19 protein-coding genes and 1 pseudogene are annotated in these 21,190 nt (G+C 60.4%); 7 read left to right on the forward strand and 13 right to left on the reverse strand.

The window, feature by feature from the left end:
* Window positions 1–21 precede the first annotated feature (21 nt).
* On the reverse strand, window positions 22–1,674 hold the full coding sequence (ushA, locus tag ACK3SD_RS13045; RefSeq protein ID WP_481125768.1) for a bifunctional UDP-sugar hydrolase/5'-nucleotidase UshA: 1,653 nt from the start codon (window positions 1,672–1,674) through the stop codon (window positions 22–24).
* 218 nt (window positions 1,675–1,892) lie between these two features.
* On the opposite strand from ushA, the gene ACK3SD_RS13050 reads away from it, so the two are divergent.
* Entirely contained in the window at window positions 1,893–3,083 is a 1,191-nt protein-coding gene (locus ACK3SD_RS13050) for an MFS transporter (protein WP_481125769.1), read from the forward strand.
* 224 nt (window positions 3,084–3,307) lie between these two features.
* On the forward strand, window positions 3,308–5,008 hold the full coding sequence (gene ybaL, locus ACK3SD_RS13055) for a YbaL family putative K(+) efflux transporter (protein ID WP_481125770.1): 1,701 nt from the start codon (window positions 3,308–3,310) through the stop codon (window positions 5,006–5,008).
* 57 nt (window positions 5,009–5,065) lie between these two features.
* Here ybaL and ACK3SD_RS13060 read toward each other — a convergent pair whose 3' ends face one another.
* The 11 genes and pseudogenes from ACK3SD_RS13060 to ACK3SD_RS13110 form a co-directional block, all read right to left on the reverse strand.
* Window positions 5,066–6,370 (reverse strand): inosine/guanosine kinase, encoded by a 1,305-nt coding sequence (locus ACK3SD_RS13060; RefSeq protein WP_481125771.1) that lies wholly within the window; start codon window positions 6,368–6,370, stop codon window positions 5,066–5,068.
* Window positions 6,371–6,475: 105 nt separating this feature from the next.
* Complete coding sequence (hemH, locus tag ACK3SD_RS13065) at window positions 6,476–7,438, reverse strand: ferrochelatase (protein ID WP_481125772.1); 963 nt, start codon at window positions 7,436–7,438, stop codon at window positions 6,476–6,478.
* A gap of 202 nt (window positions 7,439–7,640) precedes the next feature.
* Window positions 7,641–8,285, reverse strand: coding sequence for an adenylate kinase (gene adk / locus ACK3SD_RS13070; protein ID WP_137763975.1), 645 nt, complete (start codon window positions 8,283–8,285; stop codon window positions 7,641–7,643).
* Between the two features lie 192 nt (window positions 8,286–8,477).
* A complete protein-coding gene (htpG, locus tag ACK3SD_RS13075) occupies window positions 8,478–10,358 on the reverse strand; it encodes a molecular chaperone HtpG (RefSeq protein WP_481125773.1) in 1,881 nt (626 codons plus the stop codon).
* 175 nt (window positions 10,359–10,533) lie between these two features.
* Window positions 10,534–11,136, reverse strand: a complete 603-nt coding sequence (recR, locus tag ACK3SD_RS13080; RefSeq protein WP_137763977.1) for a recombination mediator RecR — start codon at window positions 11,134–11,136, stop codon at window positions 10,534–10,536.
* On the reverse strand, window positions 11,136–11,465 hold the full coding sequence (locus tag ACK3SD_RS13085) for a YbaB/EbfC family nucleoid-associated protein (RefSeq protein WP_137763978.1): 330 nt from the start codon (window positions 11,463–11,465) through the stop codon (window positions 11,136–11,138). Before ACK3SD_RS13085 ends, recR begins: the two co-directional genes overlap by 1 nt.
* Before the next feature lie 50 nt (window positions 11,466–11,515).
* The gene (locus tag ACK3SD_RS13090) at window positions 11,516–11,995 is read right to left on the reverse strand and encodes a DNA polymerase III subunit gamma/tau C-terminal domain-containing protein (protein WP_481127554.1); all 480 of its coding nucleotides are present in this window, start codon (window positions 11,993–11,995) and stop codon (window positions 11,516–11,518) included.
* Window positions 11,996–12,016: 21 nt separating this feature from the next.
* A pseudogene (locus ACK3SD_RS13095) lies at window positions 12,017–12,265 on the reverse strand (hypothetical protein); the annotation flags it as partial.
* Window positions 12,156–13,544, reverse strand: a complete 1,389-nt coding sequence (dnaX, locus tag ACK3SD_RS13100; RefSeq protein WP_481125774.1) for a DNA polymerase III subunit gamma/tau — start codon at window positions 13,542–13,544, stop codon at window positions 12,156–12,158. The gene dnaX and the pseudogene ACK3SD_RS13095, both read right to left, overlap by 110 nt.
* 77 nt (window positions 13,545–13,621) lie before the next feature.
* Complete coding sequence (gene apt / locus ACK3SD_RS13105; RefSeq protein WP_137763980.1) at window positions 13,622–14,173, reverse strand: adenine phosphoribosyltransferase; 552 nt, start codon at window positions 14,171–14,173, stop codon at window positions 13,622–13,624.
* A 197-nt stretch (window positions 14,174–14,370) separates the two neighbouring features.
* Window positions 14,371–14,739, reverse strand: coding sequence for a DUF454 family protein (locus ACK3SD_RS13110; RefSeq protein ID WP_481127555.1), 369 nt, complete (start codon window positions 14,737–14,739; stop codon window positions 14,371–14,373).
* Between the two features lie 141 nt (window positions 14,740–14,880).
* Between ACK3SD_RS13110 and priC the strand changes: the two genes are divergently transcribed.
* The 3 genes from priC to rsmS all read left to right on the forward strand — a co-directional run bounded on the left by priC (window position 14,881) and on the right by rsmS (window position 15,935).
* Window positions 14,881–15,420, forward strand: coding sequence for a primosomal replication protein PriC (priC, locus tag ACK3SD_RS13115; protein WP_481125775.1), 540 nt, complete (start codon window positions 14,881–14,883; stop codon window positions 15,418–15,420).
* A gap of 87 nt (window positions 15,421–15,507) precedes the next feature.
* On the forward strand, window positions 15,508–15,756 hold the full coding sequence (locus ACK3SD_RS13120; protein ID WP_137763982.1) for a GlsB/YeaQ/YmgE family stress response membrane protein: 249 nt from the start codon (window positions 15,508–15,510) through the stop codon (window positions 15,754–15,756).
* Between the two features lie 11 nt (window positions 15,757–15,767).
* Window positions 15,768–15,935 (forward strand): pleiotropic regulatory protein RsmS, encoded by a 168-nt coding sequence (rsmS, locus tag ACK3SD_RS13125; RefSeq protein ID WP_137763983.1) that lies wholly within the window; start codon window positions 15,768–15,770, stop codon window positions 15,933–15,935.
* A 21-nt stretch (window positions 15,936–15,956) separates the two neighbouring features.
* Here rsmS and acrR read toward each other — a convergent pair whose 3' ends face one another.
* Entirely contained in the window at window positions 15,957–16,628 is a 672-nt protein-coding gene (gene acrR, locus ACK3SD_RS13130) for a multidrug efflux transporter transcriptional repressor AcrR (RefSeq protein WP_481125776.1), read from the reverse strand.
* A gap of 142 nt (window positions 16,629–16,770) precedes the next feature.
* On the opposite strand from acrR, the gene ACK3SD_RS13135 reads away from it, so the two are divergent.
* Window positions 16,771–17,967: an efflux RND transporter periplasmic adaptor subunit gene (locus ACK3SD_RS13135; protein ID WP_481125777.1), complete on the forward strand. Its 1,197-nt coding sequence runs from the start codon at window positions 16,771–16,773 to the stop codon at window positions 17,965–17,967.
* A 16-nt stretch (window positions 17,968–17,983) separates the two neighbouring features.
* Window positions 17,984–21,142, forward strand: coding sequence for a multidrug efflux RND transporter permease subunit AcrB (acrB, locus tag ACK3SD_RS13140; protein WP_481125778.1), 3,159 nt, complete (start codon window positions 17,984–17,986; stop codon window positions 21,140–21,142).
* Window positions 21,143–21,190 lie beyond the last annotated feature (48 nt).

The following is a 21,190-nucleotide window of genomic DNA, read 5'->3' on the forward strand; positions in this document are numbered from 1 at the left end:
TTGCCACCCGGCCCGGCGCGCTTATTTGTAGACGATCTCGCCCTGCGGCTGGAAGCGGGCGGCATCCAGCGGTGAGTGGCTTTCGATATACTGCTTCAGCACCTCGGCATCCACAAAGCCGGTGTTGACGTAGTCCGGGCGATCGCTGATTTTCGGGTAGCCGTCGCCGCCGGTGGCGTTGAAGCTCAGGGTCGCCATGCGATAGACCTTATCTGCCTGCAACGGCTGGCCGTTGATCATGATGTCGCTGACGCCCTTGCCATCCGCCACCAGCCCGACGTCAACGAACTGGGCGTAGGCCCCGGAGTCCACCTGCATGTTGGCCACCGCCGCCAGGTACTCCGCCACCTCACTGCCCTTCATCTCCACGTAGACCAGCGTGTTGCCAAAGGGCTGCACCTTCAGCACATCCTTATAGGTGATATCGCCCGCCTCAATGGAGTCCCGCACCCCGCCGCCGCTCATTACCGCGAAATCGGCGTTGGTGCGCTCCTTCTGGGCGCTGAGGATCAGGCGCGCCAGGTTGGTCTGGACGAAGCGCACCTTGCTGCGGTCGCCCTCCAACCGGCCATTGACGCTGCCGACCTTGACGTCAAGCTGCGCTTTGCCGTGGTTCTCAAAGGGCGTCAGCAACTTCAGCATGTTGCTGTCCTCTTTGATCTCCTGCGTGTAGTAGACCTTCTCGCTGCTGCCGTCCGCCTTCTCCACTTTCTTCTTCAGGTTGACCGGGATCAGCTGGTAGTGCTTGAGCGTCAGCACGCCGTTGCGGAAGGTGAAATCCGCCCGCCCAACATATTTGCCCCACTCATGGGCCTGCACGATCCAGGTGCCGTTCTGCCGGTCTGGTGCGCAGGGGGTGCCGGGCACATAATCGACCTGCTTTTTGTTCTCGCTGGCCATGCAGACCGGGTCTTGCGAGTGGCCGCCGACAATCATGTCCAAATAGCCAGCTGGCAGGCTGCGCGCCATCTCCACGTCGCCGGGGGCGTTGGAGCCGTGGTTACCGTTGTCATAGTGGCCCATATGGGTGGCGGCGATGATCACGTCCGGCTTCTCCTTCTCACGCAGCGACTCCACCACCTTTTTCGCCTCGTCGGCCGGTTTGTGGAACTCGATGTCGGTGAAGTTCTCCGGATTGCCAATTTTGATGGTGTCATCGGTGGTCAGGCCGATCACCGCAATCTTGATCCCCTGCCGCTCAAACAGCGCATAGGGCTGGAACAGCCGCGTCTGCGTGCTCTTTTGGTAGATATTGGCGGAGAGCAGCGGGAAACCGGCCCACTTCTGCTGCTGGCGCAGCACGCTAAGTGGGTTGTCGAACTCGTGGTTGCCGAGCGCCATTGCGTCATAGCCAATCAGCCGCATACCGCGGAAATCTGGCTCGGCATCCTGTAAATCGGACTCCGGCACGCCGGTGTTGATGTCGCCGCCCGAGAGCAGCAGCACGCTGCCGCCCGCTGCCGCCACCTCCTTGCGGATGCCGTCCACCAGCGTTTTCTGCGCCGACAGGCCATACTCGCCATCACCGTTCTGCCAGAAGTGGCCGTGGTGGTCATTGGTGTGCAGGATGGTTATCTCGTAAGTCCGGTCTTTTTCCCAGGCATAACCGGTGGCGGGCAGGCCCAGCCAGGTGGCCGCCAGCATCGCTGCCGCCGTCAATTTCAGTGCACGCATAAACACTCCCTATAATGATGTCAATAAAACCGCGGTTGCCAGATCGTCCTGCCTCTTGTTCTTCCAGCCGGGCGGGGACGGAGAGGGCCAGCCAGCGGGGTGGCCAGCCTGCTCAAAATATGACTGATGTGGTATTCATGCAAGGGAGTGCTTAAGATGACGTGATCTTCCACGCTCTGGGCGACGCCTGCACCGCCCGATAATAAGGAAATTCTCCCATGACCGAGCAAAGCGTCGGGGCCGTCAAACGCACGGCGTTCTCCATTTTGGCGGCTATCAGCGTGTCGCACCTGCTGAATGACATGATTCAGTCGCTGATCCTCGCCATCTATCCGCTGCTGCAACGTGAGTTCTCACTGAGCTTCACCCAGATTGGCCTGATTACCCTCACCTACCAGCTTACCGCCTCACTGTTACAGCCGTTGATCGGCCTCTACACCGACAAGCGGCCGCAACCCTGGTCTCTGCCGATTGGCATGGGCTTTACCCTGTGCGGACTGCTGCTGATGGCCTTTGCCCATAGCTTCGGTATGGTGCTGCTGGCGGCGGCGCTGGTCGGCACCGGCTCCTCCATCTTCCACCCGGAGTCGTCGCGGGTGGCGCGCATGGCCTCTGGTGGCCGGCATGGGCTGGCGCAGTCGCTGTTCCAGGTGGGCGGCAACGTCGGTGCCTCCCTCGGCCCGCTGCTGGCGGCGCTGGTGATTGCCCCCTACGGCAAAGGCGAGGTGGCCTGGTTCTCGCTGGCGGCGCTGCTGGCGATCGTAGTGCTGTTGCAGATCAGCAAGTGGTATCAGCAACAACAGCGTGCCAGCAAGGTGCGCCCCAGCCCGGTGGTCGCCCGCTTGCCGGGTCGCACCGTGGCCTTCGCGATGTGCATCCTGATGGTGCTGGTGTTCTCCAAATACTTCTATCTCACCAGCCTGAGCAGCTACTACACCTTCTATCTGATGCATAAGTTCGGGCTGTCGGTGCAGAACGCGCAGTATCACCTGTTTGCCTTCCTGTTCGCGGTGGCGGCGGGCACCATCATCGGCGGGCCGGTGGGCGACCGTATCGGCCGCAAGCGGGTGATCTGGGTGTCGATTCTCGGCGTCGCCCCCTTTACGCTGGTGTTGCCCTACGCCAACCTGGAGTGGACGGGCATTCTGACGGTAATCATCGGCCTGATTTTGGCTTCGGCCTTCTCCGCTATTCTGGTTTATGCGCAGGAGCTGATCCCCGGCAAAGTCGGCATGGTCTCCGGGCTGTTCTTTGGGCTGGCCTTTGGCATGGGTGGGCTGGGGGCGGCAGTGCTCGGCTATGTGGCTGATCACACCAGCATTGAGCTGGTATATAAACTCTGTGCTTTCTTGCCGTTGCTGGGCATCCTGACGCTATTTTTGCCAAATACTGAAATCAAATCCCGCTAATTGACATGCAATTCATGGCCGCGCTGCCCGGCCCAGCCATGAATTTTCCTTATCCCATCAACACTTTCGTAAAATTTTGCAATAAATCTGCCTCCAGGATATTTTTATGCCCAAACGTGTTATTTTGTTGCTGAATATGAATTCGCGCCGGGCATAATCATTCCTTATGCAATACACTTAAAAAACGCGCCCCTTTTCCCCCATGCAGACAAGAAGGAGCCTGGATGCATCACTCTACGCCGTTGATTACCACGATTGTTGGCGGGCTGGTATTGGCCTTTCTGCTGGGCATGTTGGCTAACCGCCTGCGCATCTCGCCGCTGGTGGGCTACCTGACTGCCGGCGTGCTGGCTGGCCCCTTTACCCCCGGTTTTGTCGCTGATACCTCGCTGGCCCCAGAGCTGGCAGAGATTGGCGTGATTTTGCTGATGTTTGGTGTGGGGCTGCACTTCTCCCTGAAAGATTTGATGGCGGTGAAATCCATCGCCATTCCGGGCGCGGTGGCACAGATTGCGGTGGCGACGCTGCTTGGCGTCGGGCTGTCACAGATGCTGGGCTGGGATCTGGGTGCCGGGCTGGTATTTGGCCTCTGCCTCTCCACCGCCAGTACCGTGGTGCTGCTGCGGGCGCTGGAGGAGCGACAGCTGATTGAGAGCCAGCGTGGGCAGATCGCCATCGGCTGGCTGATTGTCGAGGATCTGGCAATGGTGCTGACACTGGTGCTGCTGCCAGCCTTCAGCAATATGATCGACAATCACCACGCCAGCATACAGGAGCTGGCGATTGAGCTGGGGATCACCATCGGCAAAGTGATTGCGTTCATTACCCTGATGATTGTGGTCGGCCGCCGCCTGGTGCCGTGGATCCTCGCCCGCACCGCCAGCACGGGCTCGCGTGAGCTGTTCACCCTGGCGGTGCTGGCGCTGGCGCTCGGCATTGCCTATGGCGCGGTGAAGCTGTTTGACGTCTCCTTTGCGCTCGGGGCCTTCTTCGCTGGCATGGTGCTGAATGAGTCGGAGCTGAGCCAGCGCGCCGCCCATGACACCCTGCCGCTGCGCGACGCCTTCGCGGTGCTGTTCTTCGTCTCGGTGGGGATGCTGTTTGACCCGATGATCCTGCTGCGCGAGCCGCTGACGGTGCTGGCGACGTTGGCGATCATTGTGTTCGGTAAATCGGCCGCCGCCTTCCTGCTGGTCAAGCTATTCCGCCACTCGACGCGCACCGCGCTGACCATCTCCGCCAGTCTGGCGCAGATTGGCGAGTTCGCCTTTATCCTCGCCGGATTGGGCATCTCGCTTGGCCTGCTGTCGGAGCATGGCCGCAATCTGGTGCTGGCGGGTGCCATCCTCTCCATCATGCTCAACCCGCTGCTGTTCACCCTGCTGGAGCGCTATCTGGAGAAGGGCGAGAGCCTGGAGGACCAGAGTTTGGAGGAGGTGACGGAAGAGGAGTCACAGGCGGCAATGGAGCTGTGCAACCATGCGCTGCTGGTGGGCTATGGCCGCGTCGGCAGCCTGCTCGGCGGCAAGTTGCAAGCGGCGGGCGTGCCATTGGTGGTGATAGAGAATACCCGCCCACGGGTCGAGGCGCTGCGCGAGCAGGGCATCCCTACCCTGCTGGGCAACGCTGCCAACCCGGAGATCATGGATCTGGCGCGGCTGGACTGTGCCCGCTGGCTGCTGCTGACCATTCCGAATGGTTACGAGGCGGGTGAAATTGTCGCCGCCGCCCGTGCCCGTCGGCCAGATCTCATCATCATTGCTCGCGCGCATTATGACGACGAGGTGAGCTACATCTTGGATCGCGGCGCCACCCAGGTGGTGATGGGCGAACGGGAGATCGCCAACAACATGCTCAACATGCTGGAGGTGGACACCCTGACCGAGGAAGAGAAATTGCCGGTCTGCCCGGTGTCACCGACCTGACCCCCACCAACAGACGGGGCGCCCTAAGGCGCCCCGTCGTCATTTTGTTGGCTGGGCTTAACGCTCCCAGTATGCCTCTTCCAGACTGTCTTCCCGCTCCGGCAGGCCGCGCGTCAGGCGTGGCGAGTGCTGGTTCAGCACCTGATAGCTGACGCGGTTGGCGTACTTGCACACCTGCGACAGCGACGAGTAGGTCAGGTAGGTGTGATTGTGCTTGCTGGAGTTCGGCACGTTGGTGCGGTGGTAACCGTTGGCGGCGATGTCATGCAGGATCGCCGAGAGCGCGCCGTCGCCCGCGCCGTTGGTGTTCATGATCTTCTCCGGGCCGCCCATGTAGGGGGCGATGTGGGAGTAGATGCGGAACGGGTTTTCGCAGTGCTCACGGCGCATCGCGCGGCTGAACTCATACAGGTTGAATTCGGCAATCGCGCCCGGCAGCAGCGGGCGGTTGCTCTGGCGGCGCGCGGACTCTTCCGTATAGCCCGCCATGTAGAGGCCATTCGGCCCGGCGGTGCAGAGCACCAGATCCACCCACTCCAGCGCCCGGTCGGAGGCCAGCAGCGGGTCGCTCAGGCCGGTCAGCGCCTCGGCTTCCTCTTCGTTCATCGCCAGGATGGAGACATGCTCACGCAGGAACTCGCGCCACATCTCCGGGTTGTCGGCGATCACATACTTGGTGCCGAGGGTCAGCACCACCGGCACCTGATACTTCTTGGCGTAGGCGATGGCCTGCATGGTGGCCTCGGGCATCGGCTCGCCCGGCTTGCAGCGTACCAGATAAGCGGTCAGCACCAGCGCGGACGCGCCCGCGATCACCGCTTCCGGGATGCTCTCCGGGCGCAGCTGGTTCATCTGGCCGGGGCTGATGGCAAAGGTGCGCTCGCCGTGCTCACCAATCAGGGTGAAGCAGCGGCCAATCGCGCCATCCACGCCCTGCAAATAGTTGAGATCGGTACGGCTGGAGGTGTTGCAGAGGTAGCGATAGGCGTAGCCGCCAATCTGGACGTTGTTGCACATCACGCCGAGCAGCACCGAGCGATCGTCCGCCAGCACCGAGTAGTTGTGCAGGGTATTGCCGATGGTGCCACCGGCAAACTGGTGGGTGATCAGGTTGCCCGCCATCAGCTCCTGGTACATCGCATCCGCGACATCATCTTCGATGACCAGAGAGTGGCCCATGCTCAGGCCATAGCGCTGGATAAACTCGTCATCAACCCTGGCTTCAATGTCCACCAGCGTCTGGTCAATGCCGACCACGTAGGAACGGGCCGTTTCGCTCTCGGTCTGGGCCGGTTGCAGCAGCGGATCGCGCGCATTGACGGGAAAATAGTGTTTGGATTTACGTTTGCCTGGGAATTTCATCGGGATTGGCGCAGCTTGGGAAACAGGCGGGCGATAGTAGCATAACTTGCCGCCGGAAGGAGCCGTTTGTATTACCGGCTGCACATGGGCAGCCGGTCTGGGGGATCAGAACTGGTCGCGCACCAGCTGTTCCAGCAGGTCGATATGCGCTGGCTCATCGTTCAGGCAGTCGATGTACTCGAAGGTCTCACCGCCCGCCTCCAGGAAGATTTCGCGGTTCTGCTCCTTGATCTCCTCCAGCGTCTCCAGACAGTCGGCAGCAAAGCCGGGGCAGATCAGCTGCACATGTTTGACGCCCTGCGAGGGCAGCGCCTGCATGGTCTCGTCGGTATAGGGCGTCAGCCACGGCTCGCGGCCAAAACGCGACTGGAAGGTCATCATGCCCATGCCTGGCGGCAGGTCGAGCGCGGCGAACAGCGCGCGCGTGGTGTCCTCGCAGCGGGTGCGGTAGTCATCGCCCTCATCGGCGTAGCGCTGTGGAATGCCATGGAACGAGAGGATCAGGCGATCTGGCTTGCCGTGCTGCTCAAAGGATCGCAGCACCGTCTGTTTCAGCGCCTCGATATATTGTGGGTGCTCGGCGTAGTCGCGGATGAAGTGCAGCGACGGCAACCGGCGCAGCGGCACCAGGTGGCGCGCCACCGCGTCAAATACCGCGGCGCTGGTGGAGCAGGAGTACTGCGGATAGAGCGGCAGCAGCACCAGTTGGGTGACGCCCTGCTCCATCAGCTTGCGGATGGCGTCTGGCAGCGAGGGCTTGCCGTAGCTCATCGCCAGCTCCACCGGCACCCCTGGCAGACGGGCGGCCAGCGCTTTCTCCTGACGGCGGCTGAAGACCATCAGCGGCGAGCCCTCCTCCATCCAGACGGACTGGTAGAGCTTGGCGACGCGCGGCGAACGGAACGGCAGGATCCCAAAGTTCAGGATCGGCCACCACAGCCAGCGTTTAGTGTCCACAACCCGGCTGTCGCCGAGGAACTCCGCCAGATAACGTTTTACTGCCTGCGGGGTCGGTGCCTCAGGCGTACCGAGGTTAACCAGCAGGACCCCAACTTTCTCTTGCCCCATGAGCCTTTCCTTTCGTAATCCGCCCCCCGCACCACACCGGGGCGTCAGGGTAACAGGTTGAATCTTTGATGAGCTATTGTAACCAATATGGGGAAAACCGGCACCGATAGCAGCAACAGGTGCTGGCTAAATATACATATGGGGAGTGTATGGTTAAAAAAATGCCAGGCCGGGGCCTGGCATTAAATATCAAGGGTGACGCTTAGCCGAGCAGCTTGGCCAGCTCTTCACGCACTTCGGCCACGCTACGGGTGCCGTCGATTTTGTGGTACTGGGTGTTGCCAGCGTCCGCTTCCTGACGATAGTAGGCCACCAGCGGCTCGGTCAGGGTGTGGTACTCTTCCAGACGCTTGCGCACGGTCTCTTCCTGATCGTCCTTGCGGGTGATCAGCTCCTCACCGGTCACATCATCTTTGCCTTCCTGCTGCGGCGGGTTGAATTTGATGTGGTAGACGCGACCAGAACCGGGGTGCACGCGGCGGCCCACAATGCGATCCACAATCAGTTCGTCCGGCACATCAAACTCCAGCACGCAATCCACCTTGATGCCGGCCTCTTTCATGGCGTCAGCTTGGGGAATGGTACGTGGGAAGCCATCCAGCAGGAAGCCGTTACGGCAATCTTCCTGCGCAATGCGCTCTTTCACCAGCGCGATCACCAACTCATCGGTGACCAGTTTGCCGGCATCCATAATCTCTTTGGCCTGTTTGCCCAGCTCCGAACCTGCTTTAACCGCGGCACGCAGCATGTCACCGGTGGAGATCTGCGGAATGCCGTACTTCTCCATGATGAATTGAGCCTGAGTACCTTTACCGGCGCCCGGAGCGCCCAGCAGAATAATACGCATTGCGTAAATCCCCTTGCTATGTAGTTTTTATAAAAATGTCGAAAGCGCTCAACGATACCATTGCAGGCCGCACGGCTCAAGGAAGCGGCGGTAATAGCAGACTTTTACTTACGAGTGAAAGTGGCAAATTGATCCATAAAAAAGCCTGTATTGCACAAGCAATACAGGCTTTTATCAGATGCAGGCCGGGGATCAGGCTTGCAGCAATTGGTTCATACGGCGGATGAAGAGGTTTGGATCCTCCAGCGTGCCGCGCTCTGCCAGCAGGGCCTGATCGAGCAGCAGCTCGATCCACTCGGCAAAGTGCGCGTCCTCACTCACCGCTGAGGCGCGCTTGACCAGCGCGTGCTCCGGGTTCAGCTCAAAGATGTACTTCACTTCCGGCGCCTGTTGGCCGGCAGCGGCGAACAGTTTCGCCATCTGGGTGGTCATCTCGTCCGCGCCGGTGGTGACAATCGCCGGGGTATCGGTCAAACGGTGGGTCAGGCGTACCTCTTTCACGCGCTCGCCCAACAGGGTTTTCACGCGATCGACGAACGGCTCCAGCGCCTTCTCGGCCTCTTTCTGCTGCTCATTCTCCTCGTCCGCCAGCTTGTCCAGCGCCTCGTCCGCCTTGCTCACGGATTGCAGCGGCTTGCCGTCGAACTCGGTCAGGTAGCTCATCATCCACTCATCGATGCGATCGGAGAGCAGCAGTACCTCAATGCCTTTTTTGCGGAACAGCTCCAGGTGCGGGCTGCTCTTCGCGGCGGCGTAGCTGTCTGCGGTGATGTAGTAGATCTTCTCCTGCCCTTCCACCATGCGGCTGACGTACTCTTCCAGAGAGACGTTCTGCACGGCGCTGTCGCCGTGGGTGGAGGCAAAGCGCAGCAGTTTGGCGATGCTCTCTTTGTTGGCGCTGTCCTCGGCCGGCCCCTCTTTCAGCACCAGACCGAACTGTTGCCAGAAGGTTTGGTACGCGGCAGCGTCGTCTTTCGCCAGCTTCTCCAGCATTTGCAGTACGCGCTTGGTCAGCGCGCCGCGCAGGCTCTGGGTGATGCGGCTGTCTTGCAGGATTTCACGCGAGACGTTCAGCGGCAGGTCGTTGGAGTCAATCAGGCCGCGCACGAAACGCAGGTAGTTCGGCATGAACTGCTCGGCGTCGTCCATGATAAAGACGCGCTGTACGTAGAGTTTCAGGCCATGCTTGTGGTCGCGGTTCCACATGTCCCACGGCGCTTGTGCCGGGATGTAGAGCAGGCTGGTGTACTCCTGCTTGCCCTCCACGCGGTTGTGGCTCCAGGTCAGCGGGTCGGTGAAATCATGGGCGATGTGTTTGTAGAACGCCTTGTACTCCTCCTCGCTCACCTCGGATTTGTTGCGCGTCCACAGCGCCTGAGCCTTGTTGATCTTTTCCCAGGTCTCGGTGCTCTCCTCTTCGCCCTCGCCTTCACTGCGGCTCAGGATCTCCACCGGCAGCGCGATGTGATCAGAGTATTTGCCGATGATGGAGCGCAAACGCCAGTCGTCGAGGAACTCATCCTCCCCCTCGCGCAGGTGCAGGGTGATTTCGGTGCCGCGTTCGGTTTTGCTGATGTCGGCGATGGTGTAGTCGCCCTCGCCAGCGGACTCCCAGAACACCGCTTCGTCTGCTGCCGCGCCGGCCGCACGTGTACGCACGGTCACCTTGTCAGCCACGATAAAGGCGGAGTAGAAGCCGACGCCGAACTGGCCAATCAGCTGGCTGTCTTTGGCCTGATCAGAACCGAGGGACTCAAGGAAGGATTTGGTGCCGGATTTGGCGATGGTGCCGAGGTTGTCGATCACCTCGTCACGGCGCATACCGATGCCGTTGTCACTGATGGTCAGGGTGCGCTTCTCTTTATCGCTGGAGAGGCGCACGCGCAGTTCACCGTCGCCCTCATACAGATCCGGCGTAGACAGCGCGCGGAAGCGCAGTTTGTCAGCGGCGTCGGAGGCGTTGGAGATCAGCTCACGCAGGAAAATTTCCTTATTCGAATAGAGCGAGTGGATCATCAGGTGAAGCAGCTGTTTCACTTCAGACTGGAACCCGCGGGTTTCTTGACCTTTCATACTCATGTTCTACCTCAATCCTAAAAACAGTGTTTGGGCTGAATGCAACGGGATGAACCCGACAATGGAGAGGAGATGGGGATAGGGGAAAAAGAATTCAACCAGCGGATGATGTGAGTGGTGCGAAAATAGACAAAGGCGCGGTTGCCCGCGCCTGAGGATCCGGCCTGTGCTGTCAGCGGATCGGGTGCCGGCCCGCCAGGGAGTGGGAGAGCGTGGTGCCATCCACCATCTCCAGCTCGCCGCCTACCGGAACGCCGTGCGCGATGCGGCTGGCGAGGACGCCATACTGCCCGCACATCGCGGCGATGTAGTTGGCGGTCGCCTCGCCCTCCACCGTGGGGTTGGTCGCCAGGATCAGCTCCTGGATCGACTCGGTAGCCAAGCGCTCTTCCAGACGGTCGAGGCCAATGTCATCCGGGCCGATGCCATCCAGCGGCGAGAGGTGCCCCATCAGCACAAAGTAGCGTCCGGAGAACTGGCCGGTCTGCTCAATGGCGTGGATGTCCGCCGGGCTCTCCACCACGCAGATCTGACCATTCTGCTGGCGACGCGAGTTCGCGCAGATGGTGCAGATCTCCTGCTCGGTGAAGGTGCGGCAATCGGCACAGTGACCAATCTCGGACATGGCGCGGGTCAGGGCCTGCGCCAGACGCATACCGCCGCTGCGGTCACGCTGCAACAGCTGGAACGCCATGCGCTGCGCCGATTTCGGGCCAACGCCCGGCAGGCAGCGCAGTGCCTCCATCAGGGATTCGAGGAGCGGGCTGGTCTGCATCAGAATGGCATCTTGAAGCCCGGCGGCAGTTGCATACCGCTGGAGACGGAGGCCATCTTCTCTTTCTGCGCTTCGTCGATGCGGCGCGCCGCGTCGTTGAAGGCTGCCGCAACCAGATCTTCCAGCATATCTTTGTCATCTTCCATCAGGCTCGGATCGATCTCGATCCGGCGGCAGTTGTGCGCGCCGTTGATGGTGACTTTAACCAGGCCAGCGCCGGATTCGCCGGTTACTTCCATCTTGGCGACTTCTTCCTGCATCTGCTGCATCTTTTCTTGCATCTGCTGGGCTTGTTTCATCAAGTTACCCAGACCGCCTTTACCAAACATAGTCATCTCTCTTTGCGCTGGGCCGCATGGTGCAACATGCACCGCGGCAGTTAAAGGGGGCGAATACTGTCTTCATCCAGATCCGCATCAAAGAAGCGACGCAGGGTCTGGATGTTATTATCCGCGATAATTGACTGACGCGCCTGCGCCAGTTTCTCTTCATAGATGGCCTGACGCCACTCCAGCGGCGTCCGCACCGCTGGATTATCGTCTTCAACCACTGTTAATTCAACCGGATGCCCCTCGCAGCGGCTGATCGCCTCCGCCAGCGCTTTTTGTGCCGACGGGCTATTCAGATGGCGCTGGGCAGGGCGCAGGTGCAGCCGCAAGGATGACGGCCCCAGCACTTCGCGGAAGGCGTTGAGCGCCAGCTGCTGTACCAGCTTGGGAATCGCCAGCTGGTGCACGTAGGCGGCCCAGTCATCACGCTCCAGCGCCTCGTCGGCCAGTTTTGCCGCCAGCTCCGGGGTCTTCTCATGCTCCAGCGCCGAACGCAGCGCCTTAGGCGTCGCTACCGGCACCTGCTCCACGGCGTTGGGCTGCGCCTGTGCGCGCCAGCGGTACGCCTCCGGCTTGGCCGGTTTTTCCGGCTCTACCGGACGGGCCGCCGCCCGCTGCTGGGTGCGCTCGGTAACGGACGCCAGACGCTCCAGCGCTGAGGTGGCCGGCCGCGCAGAAGGCGCCGCCGGCTCAACTTTTTGGGCTGTGGTTTCCCTGTTGCCGCAGCAGCTGGGTGCGCGCCTCCAGCAGCTTGGCAGTGTCCGACAGGCCAGCGGGCGGCGCGGCCGGTGGCGGCTCAGTGGCCGGAGCCGGCTGGCGCGCCGGGGCGGCAGTGGGCTGAACCGGCGGCGTGGCCGGTTGCGCGACGGGTGCGGTGGCAGCTTGCGGCGCGGCAACCGGCTGCGGCATTGGGCGCGGCGGCGTGTAGGCGGGCGCGACCGGTGCCGATTGGGGCTGAGGCTGCGCCGGCATCACCGGTTCGGCAATCACCGCTTTCGGGTGGAAGGCCAGCGCGCGTAGCAGCGCCATCTCCACGCCCATGCGGCGATCGGGGGCGAAAGCCAGCTCTTTGCGGCCAATCAGCAGGGTCTGGTAATAGAGTTGCAGATCGGTGGGCGGCACCACCCGCGCCAGCTCGCGCAGGCGCTGCTCCACGGCGGCGTAGTGCTCATCCAGCGTGGTAGGCAGCAGTTGCAGCATGGCGATGCGGTGCAGCAGCGAGAGGGTCTCCACCAGCAGCGCCTCCCAGTCCACGCCGCGCGACGCGGCCTGCTCGACCTGCGCCATCACCCGCTCGCCCTCGCCGCTCACCAGCGCCTCAATGATCGCCAGCGGCTGCTCATCATCCAGTGTGCCGAGCATCTGGCTGACGGTGTCGCTGCTCACTTGCCCCTGCCCCATCGCGATCGCCTGATCGGCCAGGCTCAGGGCGTCACGCATACTGCCATCGGCGGCACGCGCCAGCAGTTGCAGCGCACGCGGCTCGGCGGCGATCTGCTCGGCCTGCAACACATGCTCCAGTTGCTGGCGGATCTGGCTGGCGTCCAGCGCCTTCAGATGGAATTGCAGGCAGCGTGACAGGATGGTGACTGGCAGCTTTTGCGGATCGGTGGTCGCCAGCAGGAATTTGACGTGCTCCGGCGGCTCCTCCAACGTTTTCAGCAGGGCATTGAAGCTGTGGCGCGACAGCATGTGCACTTCATCGATCAGGTAGACCTTGAAGCGGCCACGCGCCGGCGCGTACTGGACGTTATCCAGCAGCTCGCGGGTGTCCTCAACCTTGGTGCGCGAGGCGGCGTCAATCTCAATCAGATCGACGAAACGCCCCTGCTCAATCTCCCGGCAGTTGTCACACTTGCCGCACGGGGTGGCGGTGATCCCGGTTTCGCAGTTCAGCCCCTTGGCCAGCAGGCGGGCAATGGTGGTCTTCCCGACGCCACGGGTTCCGGAAAAGAGATAGGCATGGTGAATCCGCCCCAACGACAGGCCATTGGCCAGCGCGGTCAGGACATGTTCCTGGCCGACAACATCAGCGAAGGTTTGCGGGCGCCACTTACGGGCAAGAACCTGATAGCTCATTAATACCGGAGAAGTTGGGAAATCTGGAGGGTAATGCTAACACAGCCTCGCCAGAGCGGCGAGGCTGAATGCGGGTCTTAGTGACCGGCGAAGGAGACCAGGCTGAAGCAGTTGATGCCCTGACGGGTCAGGCGCTGTTCGCCACCCAGTTCCGGCAGATCAATGATGAATGCGGCGTCACTCACCTCGCCGCCAAGGGCGCGGATCAGTTTTACGGTCGCTTCAATGGTGCCACCGGTCGCCAGCAGGTCGTCGATCACCAGCACTTTGTCGCCCGGTTGGATCGCGTCGGTGTGGATCTCCAGTTTGTCGGTGCCGTACTCCAGCTCATAGCTTTCGCACAGGGTCGCGCGCGGCAGTTTGCCTGGCTTGCGTACCGGAACAAAGCCCACGCCCAGCGCCAGGGCCACCGGCGCACCAAACAGGAAACCACGGGCTTCAGTCCCGACCACCTTGGTGACGCCCTTGTCGCGATAGCGCTCGGCCAACAGCGCGATGCTGGCGGCGTAGGCTTGCGGATCTTCCAGCAGGCTGGTGACGTCACGGAACAGTATGCCCGGCTTCGGATAGTCGGGGATGGTCTTGATACTGTCTTTAATAAACTGAAGCTGCTGTGCAGTAGCGGTCATAATATGTGCCTGAAAAAGCTGGTGTTCTAACTTAAACGCAGGCCGTCTGATATCCCTGCCTCGCCATGAAATGGCGTGCATATGCCTTGGAAGAAGGACAACAGGGGAGAAAGAGGAGATGACCCACGCACGAAAACGCTCAAATTTATGCAAACTCACCTGAAAATGCAACCGCAGCCGGCCGTTAATCCCGGATTTTATTGTCGTTGGTCAATAACCGGCAGACGCCATATTATCGCGAGCAGCACCAGCATCAGCCCAAACAGCAGCACACGTACCCAGATAATCTTTATAAAAAAGAGAGAGATGCTGATGGAGATCGCGGTGAACAGCATTGCTTTCCACTTGGTATTGGGCGGCAGTGCGCGGTGCGCCTGCCAGTGGCGCAGATAGCCGCCAAACCAGGAGCGGTAGAGCAGCCACTGGTGGAAACGGGGCGACGAGCGGGAGAAACACCAGGCGGCCAGCAGCAGGAAGGGTGTGGCGGGCAGCAGGGGCAGCAGCACGCCAAGCGCCGCCAGCCCGACGGCCAGCCAGCCGGTGGCAATCAGTACCCCGCGCCCAATCTTCTGTTTCATTGTCTCTTGCCCTGTTTCGCGCTGTTAAGCGGCAATCATAGCGTTGATGGCCGGGCGGGCACAATCCGCCGGCTTGCCAGCCCGCCCTTTCAGCGGCAAGCTACGCAGGAATCCCGCCGGAGAGACAACGTGAATACGCAACGAGTTTTACAGACCCTGGACCAGCAGATCAGCGCGCTGGCCGCCGCCATCGAGCCTGTCGGCCACACCCCGACCCCGCAGGCGCGCTTTGACAGCAAGCTGTTCCGTACCCATGGCACGCGCCTGCGTGACTATTTGGCGGAGGTGCGCCAGAACCAGCAGCAGCTGGCCGAGGCCGTGGCAGAGGGGCGCACCGCGCAAGTGGCCTTCCTCGCGGAGCGGCTGGTGGCGCAGATCGCTGCCCTACAACGGGAGCTGGCGACCCAGCGGCTGCGCAAAGCCACCATACGGCCCGCGCGTGATGGCCAGGAGGACATCTACCACCGGCTGGCGCAGCATCAGGATTTCGAGCGCCGCCTGCTGGCGATGGTACGTGACCGCGAAAGCTTGCTGGGGCGACAGGAGTCATTGGCGCAGCAGCGCAAGGTTCAGCAAGAGTTGGCGGCACTTGAGGGACGTTTGCAGCGCTGCCGTGAGGCGCTGGCACGCATTGAACGCACCATTGAGCGGAAAGAGCGAGGTTTTTGAAGGTTTATCACAATTTTTTAAGCCGCTGCCGCCTGCCAAGACAAGTGATTATCTATACTATAGAGAGAGACCTGACTGGAGAACATTATGGGCCTGATTTCTTGGATCATTATGGGACTGGTGGTCGGGTTACTGGCAAAAGTGCTGATGCCAGGCAAAAATGACGGCAGTGTGGTGTTATGGGTGGTGCTGGCGATCAGCGGTGCGCTGGTTGGCGGTTATGTCAGTACCTACCTGGATGCCGGCACTGTCGCAGGGTTCAGTTTCAGAAGCTTGCTGATCGCACTGACGGGCGCAATCCTGATTCTGTTTGTCTCTCGCAAACGTAACTATTGAGTTGGCCCCCGATGTCCGTTGACAATGCCCCCCCAGAGCTGCAACTGGCGGTAGATTTGATCTACCTGCTGGAGTGCAATGAGATCGATCCCCACACCGCGCTGGCGGCGCTGGAGATCGTCACCCGTGACTATCAGGAGAAGCTGCGCCGCCACGGTGAATATCCCCTCGGCGTCTGATGCCCTCCTTGCCGCCGCCGGTCACTGCCCCGGCGGGTTGGCGCTCGCCCCCTCCCCCGCGCCAAGGCGCAAATGGGGGCTGAGCTTCAGCATGTCCAGATAGCAATCCACATACAGCGCCGCCTGTGCGCGCAGGTCAAAACTCTCCGGCATGAACAGCCAGTTCTCCATTAGCCCAGTGATGTAGGCGCGCAGGGTCACGGCAGCGCGGCGGGTGTGCAGGTCAGCGGGCAGCAGATCCTGCGCCATGCAGTTGCGCAGAATAACCTCAATCTTTTCATAGCCCGCCAGATAGAGATCCTTGCGCGCCTGATGCAGGGTAATCATCTCTCCTACGAATTCACACTTATGAAAAATGATCTCCATCAGGGCGCGACGGCGTGGATCCTCTACAGTAGCGCACAAAATATAGATTAGAATTTCACGCAGGACGCACAGTGGATTATTGGGATACTTTGCCTGATACTCTATTTCGAGATCGGTTACTTTTGACTCAGAGATCGCCCAGACCTCATTAAATAGATCGGCCTTGTTTTTAAAGTGCCAATAGATGGCACCTCGCGTGACACCAGCGGCGGCAGCAATGTCAGCTAGCGAAGTGGCTGAAACCCCACAATCCGAGAAGAGCTGCACCGCAGCGTTCAGGATTTGTTGGCGAGTTTCAAGTGCTTGTTGTTTGGTTTTTCGTGCCATGGCATCAGGTTTTCGCGGAGGGATAGCTTACATACATTCACGTATGTATGTACGATGGTACGCACATATTTATTAAGCAGCAATGGGTTTTACAGCTTGCGATCCATTGGTCAATTTGAAATCGGACACTTGAGGTTTACCTATGAACAAAAACAGAGGGTTAACGCCTCTGGCGGCAGTTCTGATGCTTTCGGGCAGCTTGGTTCTTGCAGGATGCAACGATGATGAGTCTCAACAGGGTGCGCAGCAGCAACATATGCCGGAAGTGGGTGTGGTGACGCTGAAGGCGGCGCCACTGAACATCACCACTGAACTCCCCGGCCGTACCAGCGCTTTCCGGGTGGCGGAAGTCCGTCCACAGGTCAGCGGCATCATCCTGAAGCGCAACTTCGTTGAAGGTAGCGACATTCAGGCAGGCACCTCCCTTTATCAGATCGATCCCGCAACCTATCAGGCTGCTTATAACAGCGCCAAAGGCGACCTGGCCAAGGCACAGGCAACCGCTGAAATCTCACGTGTGACGGTCAACCGTTACAAGCCCCTGCTCGGCACCAACTACATCAGTAAGCAGGATTACGATCAGGCCCAGGCTGATTTGCGCTCCGCTGATGCGGCAGTGCTGGCTGCCAAGGCCGCCGTTGAGACCGCCCGCATTAATCTCGCCTACACCAAGGTGACCTCTCCCATCAGTGGCCGGATTGGTAAATCCAGCGTGACCGAAGGGGCATTGGTGACCGAAGGGCAGACCACCGCACTGGCTACCGTGCAGCAACTTGACCCAATCTACGTCGATGTCACCCAATCCAGCACCGATTTCCTGCGCCTGAAGCAGGAGATGGCCGAAGGCACGCTGAAGCAGCAAAATGGCAAGGCCAAGGTACAGCTGACGCTGGAGAACGGCACGCAGTATAAGCAGGAGGGCACCCTGGAGTTCTCCGACGTGACCGTGGATGAGTCCACCGGCTCCATCACCCTGCGCGCCGTATTCCCGAACCCTGACGAGACCCTGCTGCCGGGCATGTTTGTTCGTGCGCGCCTTGATGAGGGCGTAAATGAGAACGCGCTGCTGGTGCCACAACAGGGCGTGACCCGTACCCCGCGCGGTGAAGCTTCCGCGATGGTGGTGGGCGCTGGCGACAAGGTTGAAACCCGTACCCTGACCACTTCACAAGCGATTGGTGACAAGTGGCTGGTGACCGGCGGCCTGAAAGCGGGCGACCGGGTAATTGTGACCGGATTGCAGAAAGTGAAACCGGGCGCCCAGGTCAAGATGCAGGAAGTGACTGACGACGCTTCCGCCAAGCAGCAAGCGCCGTCTGAACAAGCCCCGCAGTCTTAATAGGAGCCGGTGATTCATGGCTAAGTTCTTTATTGATAGGCCCATCTTTGCGTGGGTTATCGCCATTATTATCATGCTGGCTGGCGCCCTGACGATACTGCAACTTCCAATTGCGCAGTACCCTACCGTCGCGCCACCAGCGATTGAAGTGTCCGCCAACTATCCGGGTGCCGATGCCCAGACAGTGCAGGATACTGTGACCCAGGTTATCGAGCAGAACATGAACGGCATCGATAACCTGATGTACATGTCCTCCTCTAGTGACTCATCAGGCTCCGTGACCCTGACGCTGACCTTCTCTTCTGGTACTGACCCTGACATCGCGCAGGTGCAGGTGCAGAACAAGCTGCAGCTGGCGATGCCACTGCTGCCGCAAGAGGTGCAGCAACAGGGGATCAGCGTCCAGAAGTCGAGCAGCAGCTTCCTGATGGTGGCCGGCTTTATCAACGATAACGGCTCCATGACCCAGGAGGATATCGCGGATTACGTGGCCTCCAACGTCCAGGATCCGATCAGCCGTACCAGCGGCGTGGGCGACGTCCAGCTGTTTGGTTCCCAGTACGCGATGCGCATCTGGATGGATCCGAACAAGCTGACCAACTACGCCCTGACGCCAGTGGATGTCATCAACGCCATCAGCGTGCAGAACAACCAGGTGGCCGCAGGCCAGCTGGGCGGTACGCCGCCGGTGAAGGGCCAGCAGCTCAACTCCTCTATCATTGCGCAGACCCGTCTCACCTCCACCGAGGAGTTCGGCAAAATTTTGCTGAAGGTCAACCCGGATGGCTCGCAGGTACGTCTGCGTGACGTGGCGCAAATTGAGCTGGGCGGCGAAGACTACAGCGTCATCGCGCGTTATAACGGCAAGCCGGCTTCCGGCCTTGGCATCAAGCTGGCGACCGGCGCCAACGCCCTCGATACCTCGAATGCGGTGAAGGCGACGCTGTCGAAACTGGAGCCGTTCTTCCCAAATGGCCTGAAGGTGGTCTACCCGTATGACACCACGCCGTTCGTGCAGATCTCCATCAAAGAGGTGGTGAAGACGCTGTTCGAAGCGATCGTGCTGGTGTTCCTGGTAATGTACCTGTTCCTGCAAAACTTCCGTGCCACCCTGATCCCAACGATCGCGGTGCCGGTGGTACTGCTCGGCACCTTCGCCATCATCGGTGCCTTTGGCTACTCCATTAACACCCTAACGATGTTTGGCATGGTGCTCGCCATTGGCTTGCTGGTGGATGACGCCATCGTGGTAGTGGAGAACGTCGAACGTGTGATGGTGGAAGAGGGCCTGCCGCCTAAGGAAGCGACCAAGAAGTCGATGGAGCAGATCCAGGGCGCGCTGGTGGGCATTGCATTGGTGCTCTCCGCGGTATTCGTGCCGATGGCCTTCTTTGGCGGCTCAACCGGGGTTATCTATCGCCAGTTCTCGATTACCATCGTCTCGGCGATGGTGCTGTCGGTGATCGTGGCGTTGATCCTGACGCCTGCGCTGTGCGCCACCATGCTGAAGCCGGTGCCGAAAGGACACCACGATGACAAGAAGGGCTTCTTCGGCTGGTTCAACCGCATGTTTGAGCGCAGCACCGACCACTACACCGACAGCGTGGGCAACATCTTGCGCAGCACCGGCCGTTACCTGCTGGTCTACCTGCTGATTGTCGTGGGCATGGCAGTGCTGTTTATCCGTCTGCCAACCTCCTTCCTGCCGGAAGAGGATCAGGGCGTGTTCCTGACCATGGCGCAGCTGCCAGCTGGCGCCACGCAGGAGCGTACCCAGAAGGTATTGGATGAGGTCACCAAGTACTACCTGGACAAAGAGAAGGCTAACGTCAACTCGGTGTTTGCGGTAAACGGCTTTGGCTTCTCTGGCCGCGGCCAGAACACCGGTATTGCCTTCATCAGCTTGAAAGACTGGGCGGAACGCCCAGGCGAAGAGAACAAGGTCGCGGGCATCACTGGCCGGGCAATGCGCGCCTTCAGCGTCATCAAGGACGCCATGGTATTCCCGTTCAACCTGCCGGCGATTGTTGAGCTGGGCACGGCCACTGGCTTTGACTTCGAGTTGATTGACCAGGCCAACCTTGGCCACCAGAAACTGACCGAAGCGCGTAACCAGTTGCTGGGCATGGTGGCGGAGCATCCAGACCTGCTGGTTGGGGTGCGTCCGAACGGCCTGGAGGATACGCCGCAGTTTAAACTGGAGATTGACCAGGAGAAAGCGGAGGCCCTTGGCGTCTCTATTGATGACATCAACACCACGCTGGGCGCGGCCTGGGGCGGCAGTTATGTAAATGACTTTATTGACCGCGGACGCGTGAAGAAGGTCTACATCCAGTCGAAGGCACAGTACCGTATGCTGCCAAGCGATCTGAATAACTGGTATGTCCGTGGCAGCAATGGGCAGATGGTGCCGTTCTCCTCCTTCTCCACCTCGCACTGGCAGTATGGCTCGCCACGTCTGGAGCGTTATAACGGCCTGCCTGCGATGGAGATTTTGGGCCAGCCAGCACCGGGCCGAAGCAGTGGTGACGCGATGGCGATGATGGAGTCGCTGGCGGCGAAACTGCCGACCGGCATCGGCTATGACTGGACGGGCATGTCCTATCAAGAGCGGCTCTCCGGCAACCAGGCCCCTGCCCTGTACGCCATCTCGCTGATTGTGGTCTTCCTCTGTCTGGCTGCACTGTATGAGAGCTGGTCGATACCGTTCTCCGTTATGCTGGTAGTACCGTTGGGGGTCATCGGTGCGGTTCTGGCCGCCACCCTGCGCGGCCTGAGCAACGACGTCTACTTCCAGGTAGGCTTGCTGACCACTGTCGGCCTGTCGGCGAAAAACGCCATCCTGATCGTGGAGTTCGCCAAGGATTTGATGGAGAAAGAGGGCAAAGGGTTGATTGAGGCCACGCTGGAGGCGGTGCGGATGCGTCTGCGCCCCATCCTGATGACCTCACTGGCCTTTATTCTCGGCGTGTTGCCGCTGGTGATCTCTACCGGCGCGGGTTCCGGCGCACAGAACGCCGTCGGTACGGGCGTAATGGGCGGCATGATCACCGCGACCATTCTGGCCATCTTCTTCGTCCCGGTCTTCTTCGTGGTGGTACGCCGCCGCTTTAGCAAGAAGTCTGATGATGTGGAACATAGCCACAAGCAGCAAGTGTCGCTCGACAAGCACTAAGGTGAATTTTTGACAAAAGCCGCGCACTGCGCGGCTTTTTTTTGCCTG

It is taken from the genome of Chimaeribacter sp. YP20170169 (genome assembly GCF_056739715.1).